Annotated in this window: 13 protein-coding genes and 1 pseudogene; 1 reads left to right on the top strand and 13 read right to left on the bottom strand. The window is 47.3% G+C overall.

Going from position 1 to position 15,371, the window contains the following annotated elements:
• From FW758_RS20675 to FW758_RS20700, 6 genes and pseudogenes are all read right to left on the bottom strand, one after another.
• Positions 1-3,970: beta strand repeat-containing protein (locus FW758_RS20675; protein ID WP_446446379.1), on the bottom strand; the 3,970-nt coding region annotated here is incomplete at its 3' end.
• Between the two features lie 94 nt (positions 3,971-4,064).
• Entirely contained in the window at positions 4,065-4,664 is a 600-nt protein-coding gene (locus tag FW758_RS20680; protein ID WP_347098752.1) for a phage tail protein, read from the bottom strand.
• 263 nt (positions 4,665-4,927) lie between these two features.
• Complete coding sequence (locus tag FW758_RS20685; protein WP_446446380.1) at positions 4,928-5,416, bottom strand: GNAT family N-acetyltransferase; 489 nt, start codon at positions 5,414-5,416, stop codon at positions 4,928-4,930.
• Positions 5,403-6,572, bottom strand: a complete 1,170-nt coding sequence (locus FW758_RS20690; protein ID WP_446446381.1) for a hypothetical protein — start codon at positions 6,570-6,572, stop codon at positions 5,403-5,405. Before FW758_RS20690 ends, FW758_RS20685 begins: the two co-directional genes overlap by 14 nt.
• The gene (locus FW758_RS20695) at positions 6,572-8,629 is read right to left on the bottom strand and encodes a phytanoyl-CoA dioxygenase family protein (protein WP_446446382.1); all 2,058 of its coding nucleotides are present in this window, start codon (positions 8,627-8,629) and stop codon (positions 6,572-6,574) included. The genes FW758_RS20690 and FW758_RS20695 overlap by 1 nt, the downstream gene beginning before the upstream one ends.
• Positions 8,607-9,206: pseudogene (locus FW758_RS20700) on the bottom strand (aspartyl/asparaginyl beta-hydroxylase domain-containing protein). Before FW758_RS20700 ends, FW758_RS20695 begins: the two are co-directional and overlap by 23 nt.
• A 167-nt stretch (positions 9,207-9,373) precedes the next feature.
• On the opposite strand from FW758_RS20700, the gene yrfG reads away from it, so the two are divergent.
• Positions 9,374-10,036 (top strand): GMP/IMP nucleotidase, encoded by a 663-nt coding sequence (gene yrfG, locus FW758_RS20705; protein WP_446446383.1) that lies wholly within the window; start codon positions 9,374-9,376, stop codon positions 10,034-10,036.
• Between the two features lie 77 nt (positions 10,037-10,113).
• Here the strand turns inward: yrfG and FW758_RS20710 are convergent, their stop codons facing one another.
• The 7 genes from FW758_RS20710 to gspH all read right to left on the bottom strand — a co-directional run bounded on the left by FW758_RS20710 (position 10,114) and on the right by gspH (position 15,370).
• Positions 10,114-10,875, bottom strand: coding sequence for a type II secretion system protein N (locus FW758_RS20710; RefSeq protein WP_446446384.1), 762 nt, complete (start codon positions 10,873-10,875; stop codon positions 10,114-10,116).
• A 14-nt stretch (positions 10,876-10,889) separates the two neighbouring features.
• Positions 10,890-11,366: a type II secretion system protein M gene (locus tag FW758_RS20715; RefSeq protein ID WP_006083638.1), complete on the bottom strand. Its 477-nt coding sequence runs from the start codon at positions 11,364-11,366 to the stop codon at positions 10,890-10,892.
• Position 11,367: 1 nt separating this feature from the next.
• Positions 11,368-12,555 (bottom strand): type II secretion system protein GspL, encoded by a 1,188-nt coding sequence (gene gspL / locus FW758_RS20720; protein ID WP_006083639.1) that lies wholly within the window; start codon positions 12,553-12,555, stop codon positions 11,368-11,370.
• Positions 12,556-12,684: 129 nt separating this feature from the next.
• The gene (gene gspK / locus FW758_RS20725) at positions 12,685-13,683 is read right to left on the bottom strand and encodes a type II secretion system minor pseudopilin GspK (protein WP_446446385.1); all 999 of its coding nucleotides are present in this window, start codon (positions 13,681-13,683) and stop codon (positions 12,685-12,687) included.
• The gene (gene gspJ / locus FW758_RS20730; protein ID WP_006083642.1) at positions 13,680-14,459 is read right to left on the bottom strand and encodes a type II secretion system minor pseudopilin GspJ; all 780 of its coding nucleotides are present in this window, start codon (positions 14,457-14,459) and stop codon (positions 13,680-13,682) included. Before gspJ ends, gspK begins: the two co-directional genes overlap by 4 nt.
• Positions 14,440-14,808 carry a type II secretion system minor pseudopilin GspI gene (gene gspI / locus FW758_RS20735; protein WP_006083643.1) on the bottom strand — a complete coding sequence of 123 codons (369 nt, stop codon included), beginning with the start codon at positions 14,806-14,808 and terminating at the stop codon, positions 14,440-14,442. Before gspI ends, gspJ begins: the two co-directional genes overlap by 20 nt.
• Positions 14,795-15,370, bottom strand: a complete 576-nt coding sequence (gene gspH / locus FW758_RS20740; protein WP_011848173.1) for a type II secretion system minor pseudopilin GspH — start codon at positions 15,368-15,370, stop codon at positions 14,795-14,797. Before gspH ends, gspI begins: the two co-directional genes overlap by 14 nt.
• Between the last annotated feature and the right edge of the window lies 1 nt (position 15,371).

A 15,371-nucleotide genomic window follows, 5' to 3' on the forward strand; every position in this document is an offset into this window, starting at 1 on the left:
TGTTCACTACACTTAAATTAAATGCGGGTAAACTCGCAGACAAAGCACCATCAGAAACACTGATAATAATCCCGTTAGTTACACCAACATCCTGATTAGAGGGAGTACCTGACAGCGTTCCTGTTGTTGTGTTAAATGTCGCCCATGCAGGTTTATTAGCAATACTAAAGCTAAGTACATCTCCCACAGAGTCAGACGCTGTAGGCGTAAACTGATACGACACATCTTGATTAACACTTAAGGTCGGCGTACCACTAATGACTGGGGCGCCATTTGGCGTTACCAAGTTACTCGCCACTGACGCACTACTGCTGCCAATCGCGTTCGTTGCTACGACACTAAAGGTATAAGGACTACCGTTTGCAAGCCCAGTGACTGTAATAGGGGAAGCTGCCCCCGAAGCGTGGAAACCACCTGGGCTTGAGGTCACTGTGTACCCCGTGATTGACGAACCACCATTGAATATCGGAGCGGTAAAACTCACACTCGCTTGGCTGTCACCTGCACTAGCCGCTCCTATGGTTGGCACGCCTGGAACGACAGCATTCACAGTGAATGAGCGACTTACCTGAGCCGCAGCTAAGTAACTGCCATCTCCCGCTTGATTCGCATCAATGGTACAGGTGCCAGGGCTACCGAACGTTAAGGCGCCACCAGCGGTAATAGTACAAACTCCTGTAGTTGATGATGTAAAAGTCACTGTTAAGCCTGAGCTTGCTGACGCAATGAGCGTCGGTGCGGTACCAAAACTTTGAGCACCAGGGTCTGCAAAAGTGATGGTTTGTATCGCTTTAGGCGTGGTAGAGCTAGTTGCAGTAGAAGCGGCTCCCGTCCCCACCGAGTTAGTAGCCGTGACGGTAAATGTATATGCTACACCATTAGTAAGACCAGTTACTGTCAGCGGTGAGCTAGCACTCACCCCAGTGAAGCCACCGGGATTTGACGTTGCTGTATAACCAGTAATAGCTGCACCACCGGTAAAAATTGGCGCACTAAAGGTCACACTGGCTTGAGTATCGCCAGCAGTCGCACTCGCTGCAGTTGGCGCACCCGGTACAACCGCACTGATACTAAATGAGCGACTGACAGTCGTCGCTGCCAAATAGCTGCTATCGCCCGCTTGATCGGCATTGATAGTGCAAGTACCCACGGAAACGAAGTTTAATAACCCGCCAGAAGAAATAGTACACACTCCTGTGGTTGATGAAGTAAAGGTCGGGGTTAATCCTGAGTCTGATGTCGCAGTCAAGGTTGGCGAGGTACCAAAATTCTGCGCCCCTGGATTGGCGAAGGTAATTGTCTGCGGTGATGCCGGTGTGACGGAATTAGATGCTGCTGATGCAGCACCTGTACCCGCCGAGTTAGTCGCGGTAACAGTGAAGGTATAAGCCACTCCATTGGTTAATCCTATCACCGAAATGGGTGAACCCACGCCCGTACCGGTAAAACCACTGGGGTTGGACGTAACTGTATAGCTAGTAACTGCAGCACCACCATTACTTGCGGACGCAGTAAAGTTAACCGATGCCTGGGCATTCCCTGCCGTTGCGGTGCCAATCGTAGGGGCACTTGGCACTACGGCATTCACCATAAAGGTTTGACTTACAGCGCTTGCAGCATTGGTACTCGCGTTACCACTCTGATCTGTATCGATAGTACAGGAACCCGTTGACAAAAAGGTCAGGGTTCCACTGCTCGTAATCGTACAAACTGCTGGTGTCGATGAACTGAAACTGACAATTAACGATGAATCTGATGTTGCAGTTAACGTCGGACTAGTGCCGAAATTTTGCGCCCCCGGATTAGCAAAAGTAATTGTCTGGTTAACTTTGGGTATTACTGAATTTGAAGCACCTGATGCAGAGCTTGTTCCAATGGTGTTAGTTGCCGTCACAGTAAAGGTGTAAGCCGTACCATTTGTTAGGCCTGTTACCGTTATCGGAGAAGTTGTAAATCCATTACCACCAGCACTAATGCCATCAGGGTTAGATGTTACTGTATAACCCGTTATGGCAGCGCCGCCATTATTTGCAGGTGCGCTAAAAGCCACAGAGGCTTGCCCAATACCTGCCGTTGCAGCGCCAATAGTAGGAGCATCTGGGGCTGTCGGGATAGCCACTGTATGAGTTGAGCCGCTGGTATAGGCTGCAGGGCCAGCGTTACCCGCTGCATCGCTGATATTGGTCGATGCATTCAGGTTGAGTTTGATGGTGCCATTACCCGTAATACCGCTCACTGTCACATTCACGCTGGAGCCTGAACTCGCGGAGACGCTGACTATAGTGGCAGTCGCGCCACCGGTAGTACCCAAGGCAAAATCATCGATAGAAATATTGTTGACTGATTCGTTGAAGTTAACGGTGAAATCAACACTGGTATCTGTTGATACTGCACCACCAGAAGGTGCGGTGCTCGTCACCGAGGGCACAATGCCGTCCACTACCAGCGCTTTATTATTGCCCAGTGAATTAGCTGCACCAGGGGACGCCAATGTGAGGGTCGCATTGTTAGTAGCGGCATCGCGGATGGTTCCGCTATTCAATGCCAAGGAGTTAGTGGCGGCATAATCTAAGTCACTGGACGTATCGCCGGACTGAATGGTGTAGTTGAATGTCAGCGTACTGGAACCACTACCACTTACGTAGTCAATAGTTCTGTCAGTTGTACCCGTCTCCAGCGTTAGTTGCGGGGTACCAGTGACGCTGACCACTTCGCTAAAGTTGACTTGAATACTAATGACATCGCCCAGTTTGTAAGTACCGTCCGCGGTGCTGGCATTAACAGATGAAACCGTCGGGGCCACGCCATCGATAATGATATTTCTATTCGCACCCAAAGAGTTTGCGGTACCGGGAGAAGGCAAGGTCAAGGTGGCGTTGTTACTTGCCGCGTCGCGAATAGTGCCACTATTTAGCATCAATGAATTGGTAGCAACATAATCTAAATCGGCCGAAGTATCGCCAGACTGAACGGTGTAATTGAATGTTAACGTACTGGAGTTACTACCGCTGGCGTAGTTAATGGTGCGATCAGTGGTGCCTGTTTCAAGTGTGAGTTGAGGTGTACCAGTCACCAATACTGCTTCATCAAAATTAACCTCTACACTAATAACATCCCCGACTTTGTAAGTACCGTTTGCAGTGCTGGCTGTGATAGAGCTTACTGTAGGGGCGACAGAATCGGTAACAAATGCACCCGTTGCGTTATACCCGATACCGCTGCTAGTACCTGTTAACATGGAGGAATTAGTCTGGCTATCGTTGACTGTCGTACCGCTGGCTTCATTCAGCTTCCAATACCCCAGCAGGCCGGATTCATTGCCTACCAACTCGATACTGCGGTTATTTTGAATTTGCACTTGCGTGCGCGCACTACTCCACATACGTATATCATCGATACTACCGACGAAATCATCTACCGCTCCGTGGTTCTGCAACCCAAACACAAGATTGTTTACTCCAAATCCCGTATAATTAGGAACGCTACTACGGGCGCCTTGATCTAAAACGTTTATTCCCTGTGCGATACCATCAACATAAAAATCCCAAGTCCCGTTATCAAATACAACTGCAATGTGATACCAGGTTCCTGTGCTTAACGACAAAACATTACTTTCTGTCAGGCAACCAAAATCACACTCAAGATCGACAGTTAGTTTACTTGAGTTCAAGATGAGGCCACCTGCATCAGCACCGCCAGTGAAATCCACTAAATTGATGGTCCCACTGACGTTAGTAAATTTGGCCCAAAACTCCAGTGTAAATGTTGTTCGATTAGTTAGCGCAGATCCCGCATTTGTCAGCGTTACGGTATCACCAGTTGTAAAGTCAAAAGAACGGTTTTGTGCGCTAGCATAGAGGGAGGTCATCGCAAAAAAACTGCCTACAATGAACATTTTCAAATAAGAATGACAGAATCTAGTCATAATATGCTTAAAAGCATGAATCATTTTGTAAGCATGTTGCAGCATGACACATCCCCTAAATTAGCTTGTTTTAAATACAAGTAGCGCACAATCCTTGCGCGCATTTGCACTTACAGATTTAAACCATATTGTTTCAGATTTAATTACGAGAAGGGAAAAGGCCCTCAAGAGCAATAATGAAATTAACAACTTGGTAAGGTTGTACGATATGCACAGGCATATTATTACCGGCAATACCAGTATTTCCATTTACGTTAACCGTTGTGGTGGCTGTCGCAGGCGACAGTGTGGTGTCTGGTGCAGTATTGCTAAAAGCATTGAGAGCAGTTAGCCCACTAACCACTTTGGCGGGTACCGTGGTTGGCCCTGGAATAGCGGTATTACCGTTAGCGGAGGAAGCTCCCAATGCAACGCTCGTATTTCCTGTTCCATTTAGTGCCACGGAATGAACATGCGCGGGTAATTCATTGGCAGTCAATGTCACATTTTCAGTCCCACCCGTTTGTCCAAGGTTATATTGACTCATGCCAGGGCTTTGGCCTTGATGCACAGGCACACGCCCTTGCAGGTTAGGCAGTGCAAAAGTCGTTTGGCCATTGCCACCATATGTGGTGCCTAGAATTGCAAAAAGCGCAGAGTTTTGCGAGACGGACAATAATTGCCCATCACAAAAGGCCCAACCACGGGGAGCGAAATTACCAGCGAACATAGAGATTTGACCGATAAATGGATCAGACATTGTTTTTCTCCTTAAAATCACGATTTTGTCTATTTAACGTTTTTCAACGAAATGATTACTCACGACATTTAATCGACAGCGAGTTCCTTTTGCTGATTACAACATCATCCACATCACACGATGAGAGGACTATCTAGATAGCTTAAATCAAAAACAAAACAAAACAAAACAAAACAAAACAAATTGATTACAATTAAACATACATTAAAAATCAATAAACACAATTGTACAAAAATAAATCAGTGTAAATTATCACTCTCCACTTAACGCCATAGCATAGATTCATAGGCGCCAGAGTAACTTTCGAGCTTAAACCCATGCTGTAGATAGAGCTTTTTAGCTTGAGTATTTTCACTCTCCACAGATAAACCGACTGGTAAATGGCGTTTCGTCGCTTCTTGCTTAATGGCCGCTAAAATGGCCGAACCAAAACCGCGTCCCCGCATACTTGGTATGATAATAAAATCAACAAGATGAATCCTATACTCACTGATATCGAGCATCACCTTCCCTACGGCTTGCTGGTGATAAAACAAGATATAAGTGTTGGCATTTGGATATTGTTCCCGATAAGAGGCTTGCTGTAGTCGGTATTGTTGCTCCAGCATGATTTCAACGACTTCACTGGGTAAACCAAGTTCATAAAAAAGCGTTTTTGTAGAATAAAAAAGCTGTGCCATAAATGGGTCGTCATTTGTATTAGCAGCTTTAACACTCAAGCCTATTGGTAGATTTAACTCACCTAGCATCATGCCTTTTATCCCAGTATAAACGCTGCAAAAGTTGGTTATAGGTGATTAATAATTGCTGCCACGATGGGCTTTGACATTCACGGATTGGGACGGGCTCATTTGAAACAACAGGTGTAAATAGTTGCCCCTGCTGTTTCGCATCAAAATGCCAATGGTGTTGCCAGCGCTCAATCTCACCTTCAGATAATGGCCATCCTAAGATGGTAGAGAATGTTGTGGGTTTAAAATCTTTTAATTGATGATAATCCAGTAGAATAGCTCGAGAAGATTGATGTAAAGCGACAGATAATTGCGCTAAATACTGTAAAACGGTGGTACGAAATTCATCTAAGCTAGGCTCAGTATCCGTATTTTCCATCTGTTGAGTATGCAGTCCAGTTGGAAGTAAACTTTGCCCTCCAGCCATATGCCTCCCAGCAACTCTTTGATGAGACGCAATAATATCCTTAGGATTGCGTATCAAGCATAACACTCGGCTCTTAGGGTAAAGTTCGAGCAACATCGGCCAGCAAGCCAGATCCCATGCATTCCACTTGATCACTAACTCACGCTCGCCCAGCCTCAATCGCCCCTGTAGTCTTAAGCATAAATCGACGAGCTGAGGTTTTAGTGCCAAAGGCCAATGGTCATCATGCATAACATCGCTACATAGCATAGATTCAGAGAGCACTCGGCAAGTTTCTAGCAGGGCAAAGCTGCTCGACACTAGCGTCGAACCACAACGCGACCAGTGAAAAATCATCAAACTTGGATTTACGATAGGCAAACTTTCGCGTTGGGATAATAGGGGTTCGAGCAAGGTTTTAGGTTGGATAAAACTGGCGAGCAAACAACGACGAGCATCACTGATATCGTCCTCTAAGAAGGGTTTAGATAACCTATGAAATGCGGGAACCCAACTCACCGTTTTATGTTGTGAGTGATAACGACAAGGGAACCAGGCTTGACTGAAGCGATCTAAATCTGGAATAAAGCTATCTTGCTGCAAAGCAATAAATGCGAGCATGTGTTCCAAACTAAGCTCTGGCCAAGCAAGAAAATCCGTCATCAGCGCGATAAAATGCTCTACATCATTCGCTCGATGCAGTAAAAACAATGACTCTGGTTGATGCAACAATTGCCAATAACGTTGCTGTTGTTCTTTAAAATCAACCATTAGCAAGCCATAGGATAAAAGTTAATGTACTGCACCATACGCGGTAGTTTAGCCCGATTCTGGCTTGCGCCATGGGGCAAGGCATGGTGCCAAATGATTAAATCACCTGCATTTGCGGCTATGGGTTTAATAGGCCACTTGCTCCAATCCTGTTGCTGAAGCTCGATATCCGTCTTGTTTTGCTTTTTGTTTTGTTCGAGAAGCCATTCTTCTATCTTGAGATGAAATCCTGGGACACAAGAAAATGCGCCTTGGTCAACACTGGTATCGGTTAAGTAAATTAACCCTTGAGTGCCAAACTCAACGGGTAGCTGCAGTGGCATATCCCAGTGCATATCTGGCCCGGGAAAACGCCAAGTTGGCGTTTCAGGTGGATTAAAGCTGACTCTATCGGTTGTCATGACTAAATCCGTTCGCTGCCACAACTGTTCAAACACTTGACGGATTTTGGGGACTTGTCGATTCGCGTCCAGTTGCGGATGGCGAAACAGTTGTAGCATTATTTTCTGCATAAACGCATGAGCTTGATACCAAGTGATGGGATCTCGTTCATTGGCACCTAACTGCTGCCAAATAAAATCTCGAGTTGCGGCGCATTGCTCTGCCGAGAGCACATGCGGGATCACTAAGTAGCCTTCACTACGCCAAAAATTGAGTTGTGACTCGCTGAGTACTGCAGCCGGATTTGAGTCTTCAACCTCTATTGAATTTAAATCATCGACTTCTGGCATTGTGAGCGAAAGCGTTAATCCATGGGAAATAGTGCTTAATTGCTGATTAATTCCAGCAATATCCGCGGCTGTCAGCTTGGCTATTTGCTGAATGTAAGCAACAAAAGCTGACTGATGATCGTTTTGGTATAAAGCTCTTAGACCCGGCTCTAGCCCTATTCCACAAAGATCCAGCAAGGTTTTATCTAAGTGCCATTCATTTACCCGTTCAGTGAATGGCACTCCCCGCTTACGTAGCTGTATCTTTTGCCAAAGCCGCTGTAAATGATAAATGCCTAAGCAGCTCAGATCGTCACTCGACACCAGCACTGGTTTTTGCTCTATAACATCAAAAACAAAATCGGGATGAGCGCCCTGCTCATATCGAAAAGCAAGGCATGAAAGAGGCTTAAGCCATTGCTTACGTCGATATCGAGGTAGAGTGAGTTGGGATTGGTTTTCGCTCAGCTTGGAATGACCATAGACTTGAATGGAAGTCGTGAACTTAAGCGTTACCGCACTCGGGCTGAAATCGGGGAGCAGTAAAGTACCAGCCAAGAAGCTACGATCTCCATCGGCAAGTAAGCGCGCAGTTTGCAGGTTGAGTGCAAACAAAGGCCCTAGATAATGCGTCTCCACAAAATCCTGCACAGTACGACACTCAAGCCAAGCGTCTAGCTCAATATTTTGCGGAATCAGCACGCCGCCATCCGCAAGATACGCCTGTAAGTGGCTGAATATCTGGACTTGAGGCTCCTGTTGTAGCAGATGCTTCATGGTTTCAGAGACTATCATATCGAACTTTACTGCAGCTTCTGGTTGCCAAACTGTGGCGTCGGCGCAGACATACGTTGACACACGATCTGCTAAATCAAAGTGTTCAATAAGCTTGGTGACTTTATCTAACGAGGCAGGGTGAATGTCGAGCAAGGAGACTTGAATCTGACTTGCAGAAAACAGCGGCAGCAGAGGTAATAACAACCAGGCAAAAGGTCCTGTACCCGCATACAAAATCTGTATTGGCCGTTGCGGATTTAGCGCCAACTTATCCTGTATGGCCTGATAAATGCCCTGAATAAACACTCGCCCACGCTCAGGATCTTCAGCACACTGCGCCGCAGTAGTGAGCGACACAGCTTTACCAAAAGGCGTAATACTCGCCTCAGTATCCAAAAAATACTCAGGGTGCAATTCCACCGCGGTTATTTGGCATAACTGCTCCAATATGGGATCGATTAGCCGTTTAGACTCCCCTGCCGAGGTTGACAGCAATAGCGCGTTAGCAAACTGAGTTAACGCGACGACATCCAAACTCTGTTCTAATTCACGCTCTGAACTTTGCAGCATCGATTAACTCCCTTAACCAAGTATTCACTTCGCAATCAATCACTAAGTTGATCCGCGCATCCTGCCCTTTATTTTCAACCCAATGGACTTGGTCGGCATTGATATACCAAAGCTCTCCGGCCTACATAGGTACACATTTATCGTCCACGTAAAAATTGAGTTGTTCATTCGTTTGCAGTGGCAAATGCAGTCTTGCCTCACCTTGCTCTAGGCAGAGCCCTTGATCTCTATGGGGTTTGATTTCAGCCCCCGCATGTAAGCGCATCAAACGTACGGATTTCACTGGGCAGGCTAGAGATTGCAGAAAACGGCATAATGCAGGGCTCGATTCGAGACTAGGCAGATCTTGCCAGTGATCCGGTGTAGAGATTGAGAAGGCTTGCAAGATAGGATGTGCTGTTTGATACTCGGCGGCGCAGCGCAAAGGCAACACATCCCAACCGCCCTGATCCCCTTGACGATAATCACGCTGATTTACGTGGGGTAGCCAGTCTTGCAGCAGCAAAGCATTCAGCTCTTGCTGTAAACTAAGGGAGTTTGGAACTTGAGCTAATAGGGCAAAAGAACAGATATCCATATCCAACCGCTTAATTTTCAGACTAAAAATAATTAGTCATCCAAGACTAGCACAAAGATGTAAGCATACAAGTTACGGGAATAATCATCATAGCGACCACTGAGAATTACCCTGCTCATGCGTCAATCGCAGGCGTTGTTCATCATGCAAAGAATAGGAAATACCCAATGTTTAACTGGAAGACTATCGATACGGTTCTGCTCGACATGGACGGCACGCTATTGGATTTGCACTTCGATAATCATTTTTGGCTGAATTTAGTGCCGCAGGAATTAAGCAAACAACGGGGGCTGAGCAGCGACGAAGCGCAGCAGTTAGTCGTAAATGCCTATGAGAAAGTCGTCGGCACACTCGATTGGTACTGCCTCGATTATTGGAAGGAGCAGCTACAACTCGACATTATGGGTTTGCATCGCACTTTGGTCGATCGCATTCAGCTGCGCCAAGACAGTATGCCGTTTTTAGCGGCCTTAGCCGCTGCGGGTAAACAGCGCATTCTGGTGACCAATGCCCACCCTAAGAGTCTCGCCCTAAAGCTTGAACATACCGAACTAGCAACAGGGCTCGATGCCATGATCTCCAGCCACGAAACAGGTTACCCCAAGGAGCATCCGCAATTTTGGCTAACCTTATTTGAAAAGTTTCAACTTGAGCCAAGTCGCTGTCTCTTTATCGATGATAGCGAACCCATACTCAAGGCCGCTAAACTTGCCGGCGTAGGCCATCAATTGGGGATTGCTAACCCAGACAGTAAAAAGCCAGTCAAAGTCTTTCAAGATTTCCCCGCGATTACCGACTATCACTCACTACTCAATGATCTAACACGATAAAAAGACAATAAAAAAGGCACCTAAGGTGCCTTCGTTTTCATCATAATGCAGATCTATCATCGCGCGCTGAAACAGCACTATAACCCAGGAATACGCCCCTGATATACCACAGGGAAATAACCGTCGCTGCCGCGTTTGCCTAGCATACCCAGTGACTTACGCATATCTTCTGGTTGCTCAGCCGTTTCTTTAATCTTAGCTGCTACTTTCACCATATTGCCTTCGTCTAACTGCAAAGTGCCGACGATGCCGAGCTGATTTTTAGCTTCATCTGTGGCTAATTGCGCTTTGCCATCAACGCAACTCAGGCCAAGTTCAATATTGCCTAGTGGATAGTTGCCAAACTGGTTTTTAACAATGGTTTGATTCAAAAACAGCTTACCAGACAACTGCTCGCACCAAGGTTTACCTTGCTCTAACGTCTCGACTAATAGGCTGACTTCACCGGAGATTTCGGTTTTAAAGGGCAGTTTTACATTGCCGAGTAAAAAGCTATCTGGCGCTTCGAAACGCAAACCCTGCGCACTTAAGCCGCCCATAGACCAAGAGATTAATCCCTTAGCACTGACAGGCGTTGCACGGCTGCCCACTTGAAAATCAACTTTCACTTTACCTAACAACAAGGCCCAAGGGCTGAGATCCCAACGCACTTGTTCTAACTGGCGTTGCGGCATACTTAAGGTTTCTATGCTGCCAGACCAAATACTGCCGCTCACACCCGAAATACTGATATTTGCAGGTAATGGCGCTAACGCTATCGCAATCTTAGCGGGAAATAGAACGACTAAAAATACTAAATAAATCAGTACGCCTATGATGACTTTTTTTATCAAACTCACAGCTACACCTTAATTTATTGCGACAGTTGGATACGTCTAACTTTGACATAGCCAGGGGCATCGGCCTCTGCCAAATCAACACTTTCGAGTGAAAGTCCTTTTTTCTGCACTAACTCACTCAAATAACCTAACAAGGCATCAAAAGGAACATCATCCATCCACACTTGGATCTTATCGCCTTGGGGCTGCATGCGAGTAATCACTAATCCATAACTGCCCGCAGTTTGGTTAACCACTGAGCTTAAACTGCCCGACATAGTCGGTTTAGCACCGTTCTGCTTCAAACCCGCAATTTTATTCGCCGTTTGTTTTACATAGTTCAACGTTTGTTGCTGTGCAGTAAGGTTACGTAATGCATCGGCCTCGGCAGTGGCGATTGGCGTCCAAACACCCCAATAAAAAATACCTATGACTAAGAATACCGAACCAAAACCGACTAATTGCTGCTCGCGCGATGCGAGCCCTTGCCACCAAGTCCGCAAATTATCCATCTTATTTGCTCCTCAAGGTTAAGGTACTGGTGACTTGATCTTCACCGCTGTTCATAGTGCCGCCGTCGAGTTGGAAACGACGCCCAACGATCTCTTTAAACTTCTCGATTTGCGCGTAGTTTTTCGCACTCACTTGCATGCGGATCTCGTTACGCGCGCTTTCGAATCTCAAGCTATTAGGTTTAAGTTCAGGTACTTGCTTAAAGGCATCCTGCAAACCATCGAGCATGGCAAAAAACTCGGCGCCACTGCCCTGTCCTTGCAATGCGCGTAATTGACTTTCCATCTGCGAACGCAGGTTAACAATGCGCGAATTCCCCGGCACCAGCTGCTGATAAATGGATTCGCTCTGGGCTTTAAGATCGGCAATCTGACCATTGACTTGATGTATGGTCAGCCCTTTATTCACTAAGGCCAGCACGCACGCGATGGCGATAACGATGGCAGCACTCTTCCACATCATCAACTGTTTGCTGTATTCACGCTTAGGCGTGTAAACGCCACTCAGTAAGTTAACTGGCGCATGCAAAATACCGCGGGCTAACACTAGCATAGGCAGCTCGAGTGACTGCGGCTTAAGCTCAACTCCTTCGAGTTGCATGTCGGTATAACTGGCGACAGACACTTCGCCCTGTGCGGGCCTAAGTTGTTCCAGCGCAATCGGTAACCAAGGCAAAGGTAAACTCTGGCCCGTGGCTAATCCGGTACGCAGTAATAGTTCATTACCAAAATTCATTGCCGCCCATTGGCACTCTTGCAGTGGCAAGGCTAAGCAGTCGGGTACGATGCGCTTCACTTTTAAACCCGCCTCGGTCAAACAACTCAGCCAAGTCTGCATTTGCTCATGGGCCACGGCGACCACGCTTAAGGCATCGCCATCACGCGGGCCGACGGTAAAATGCATGGCATCGACGTCCTCGGCTAAGGCTTCTTCGAGCATAAAGGGCAAGGCTTTCAAGGCTTGGCGTTGGCCTTTTTCGGGCAAATGCACGCTAGTGAGTGTCATTGCCGCGGCGGGCACTAACACATCGACGGGACGATTACCCGCACGCTCAGTTAAGGTCGACAAACCTTGGGCATTGGCGAGCTCGCCAGAGGCGATAATTTCCTGTTCTTGCTCAGACCAAACGAGCCAAGAGCATGCTTGCTCTGCTGTTCTGCCTAAGCGAATAAATAGCCGTTCACTCACAGTTTTTCTCCACCAGTCCCAGTCAAGAAAGCGTGACTGAGCTCGTTGCTATTATTTTTGTCCACCAGATTCTGCCGGGTGAGCACTGCCATTATTTTTGTCCACCAAAATGACGGGTGAGCACTGCCATTATTTTTGTCCACCAAAATGACGGGTGAGCACTTCCATTTTGTTACCGCCGCCCTTTTTGAGCACGCTTTCCATTCTAAACACGGCGTTATCGACTTTCGCCCCCGAGGCCAACAGAAAATATTGGCTATCGATGACAAAACTCGACTTCATGGCACCTTCCCACTTGATCGAGCCCATAGATGAGCTTTCATAAAAATCTTCGATTTTGGCAAAGCCATCGCCGGGGCGTTGGTTGATAATGCTTTCAGCTTCGCCGACCGAAATCTGATTATCGAGCATGCCAGCTAACAGCGCCGCTTGCTCAACTTCCACTGTATTGACGTTAAGCAATTGCCTATCATTGCCTGGGATCACACAAACATAGGGCAAGAGTTTCAAATAGATATCTTGGGTGTATCCCATCACCGCGCGTAACTCACTGCGATGATTCATCAGCGTATTGGCCGCACGGTAAGGCACATTACGCGATTCATATTCTGCATCTTCGGCGCCGTAGGGGCTGGCCGTCATGTCTTCGTCGATATAATCTTTTAAGGTCTGAGTCAGGCGATCCGCACTAAAGTCGTCCATCCCTAATCTCACCAACAAAGCCTTATATTGCTTCGCCGCCAAGGGCAGCTTAGGTTGACCGTTTTCCACCTCTTTCGTGGTCGCGGACAAGGCATTTAAGTTGAAACAGGCGCGCATATCGGTGATCTTGCCCGCGATTTCACCGTATTCCGCTGGAAACACCACATCGGCCATGGCCCAATATTGTTGCCTGTGGACTCGACCTTCAGAGTCATCTAAATCTTGTTTTAAAATCTTCTTCGCCAGTTCTTCGGCGGAAATTGCATACCAATAGGCTTGATCGTACTGGGCCAAGTTTAAGGTTCGGCGCATAGATAACTGATTACGGCCAGTGATGTTTGTCGCGATGATCACCACCATAGCCACAATCAAGAGCACGACGATCAGTGCAACGCCGCGCTGTTTAGACCGAGATTGGGTTCTCATTCGCGGCCCTCTGCGTCTGGATCGCCGTCTCCGGAATCGCCAGAATCTGGGTCACCGGAACCATTTCCGGTTCCATTGCCGTTACCTGAGCCGTTTTTATCTTTGTTAGCATCGTCTGGATTTTCGTCTTTATTGTCTTCATCTTTGGACTTGTCAGGTGCGGCAGCACCTAGTGGCAGCAAGAACTTACGTTGGATCTTGCCTAAGCCTTCAATCTCAATTTCCATGGCGATCGCTTTAGGCAACTTAGTCGCCTCGACTTTGCGCTCCCACTTGTCATCCATAAAGAAGGAATATTCCACCGACAATACTTTATCTATGACCACTGTCTTAATCGGCTCGGCACCAAATTCAGGCTCAGGATAAGGAAAATACCAACGCTCCAGTCGCCCTTCATGCACCACATACGCCACAGACTGTAAGCTGCCCCGCGGTAATAAACCGTCGGGATTTAACCAACCTAAACGGTAAAACACTAAGGCTTCTGATTCCGAGTCTAAGATATCATTGCCCGTTTGGAAGACGGTCGAACCTCGACCCCCTTCGAGTAATCTGGGTGTGCGCGCCACCATTTGGGCGAGATCACGCTCAATCGCACCAAAGCCTTGCTGCAGGGCCTTAAGCCGAGTAGAAAAAGCGCGCGTCACTTCATCGTTGGTCAGCACAGTGCTGAGCACGGCATTAGAAGCCAAACCTATCATGGCGAAAATCGCGATGGCGATCAGCATTTCTAGCAGGGTAAATCCCCGCTGCACACTAGTCAGTTTTAAGGACATAACTGCTCACTTGTGCTGCAATACGCTGATATCGTTCGTCTTCACTCACGCTAATCCGGATCATGCGAAAATTATCGTCCGTGGTTTTCACCACTTCTTTACGCCAATACCAATCCTTTCCTGCAAGTTCGACTTGGCCTTCTTTTTTACCGATTTCAGGAAACTGCGGCTCGAGTCTGGCATCAACCATCTGATTATCGGCCACCCACTGTGCCAAAGTACGCGATTCCAGAATTGGCATGTTGGCCATCTGCTCGCCCAAACTTTTAGTGATCGACACGGCCGCAATCGAAAACACGGCAAGGGCCACAATCACTTCGAGTAACGTCATGCCCTTAGCGCGTTTCATCGGGGCGCCCTATGGTTAATCTGCCCAGCGCATCGCCGACCACTAACGCTTCGGCCTGCTGACCTTTGTCAGTTTTGGCGATAAACGTCAGCTCAAAAGCGCTCATTTCACCGCTCGGGAATAGCATGACCTGTGGCTCAGGATGTTTCTTCTTGTCATCGGCAGAGGGCTCAATCAGTGGTTCTTCAAACCAAGAATCGTCTTCTTCATCGTCTTGTACCAAAGGCAAACCATCAAGCACTAAGTTCATCACGACACCCGGCTCCATCTGCTTTTCAGACAAGAGCCTGTCTTTATCCAAAGGCTCCCACTTACCGTCTTTATAAAAAACAAACTGATAACTGGTTTTCTCAATCACAATCCCAATAAATTGGCCACTCAAAACGGTCTCATCGAGCACCATTTCAGTGGCAGCGATAAACTGCCGCGCCGTTCTATCTAAGGCCTGTTGTGGGCCAGAATTGCCGATAGACATAGTCACGGCCGCGGCCGTGAGTCCCATCAACAAGATCACTAGCATCACCTCCATTAAGGTGAAACCAGCGTGGCGCAGCTTTAGCATC

The sequence above is a fragment of the Shewanella sp. 1180_01 genome (assembly GCF_052850535.1).

Excerpts from the sequence above, each read along its gene's own strand:
- FW758_RS20680 (WP_347098752.1), bottom strand. The coding sequence starts at position 4,664 with ATGTCTGATCCATTTATCGGTCAAATCTCTATGTTCGCTGGTAATTTC.
- FW758_RS20685 (WP_446446380.1), bottom strand. The coding sequence starts at position 5,416 with ATGATGCTAGGTGAGTTAAATCTACCAATAGGCTTGAGTGTTAAAGCT.
- FW758_RS20690 (WP_446446381.1), bottom strand. The coding sequence starts at position 6,572 with ATGGTTGATTTTAAAGAACAACAGCAACGTTATTGGCAATTGTTGCAT.
- FW758_RS20695 (WP_446446382.1), bottom strand. The coding sequence starts at position 8,629 with ATGCTGCAAAGTTCAGAGCGTGAATTAGAACAGAGTTTGGATGTCGTC.
- yrfG (WP_446446383.1), top strand. The coding sequence starts at position 9,374 with ATGTTTAACTGGAAGACTATCGATACGGTTCTGCTCGACATGGACGGC.
- FW758_RS20715 (WP_006083638.1), bottom strand. The coding sequence starts at position 11,366 with ATGGATAATTTGCGGACTTGGTGGCAAGGGCTCGCATCGCGCGAGCAG.
- gspK (WP_446446385.1), bottom strand. The coding sequence starts at position 13,683 with ATGAGAACCCAATCTCGGTCTAAACAGCGCGGCGTTGCACTGATCGTC.
- gspJ (WP_006083642.1), bottom strand. The coding sequence starts at position 14,459 with ATGTCCTTAAAACTGACTAGTGTGCAGCGGGGATTTACCCTGCTAGAA.
- gspI (WP_006083643.1), bottom strand. The coding sequence starts at position 14,808 with ATGAAACGCGCTAAGGGCATGACGTTACTCGAAGTGATTGTGGCCCTT.
- gspH (WP_011848173.1), bottom strand. The coding sequence starts at position 15,370 with ATGCTAAAGCTGCGCCACGCTGGTTTCACCTTAATGGAGGTGATGCTA.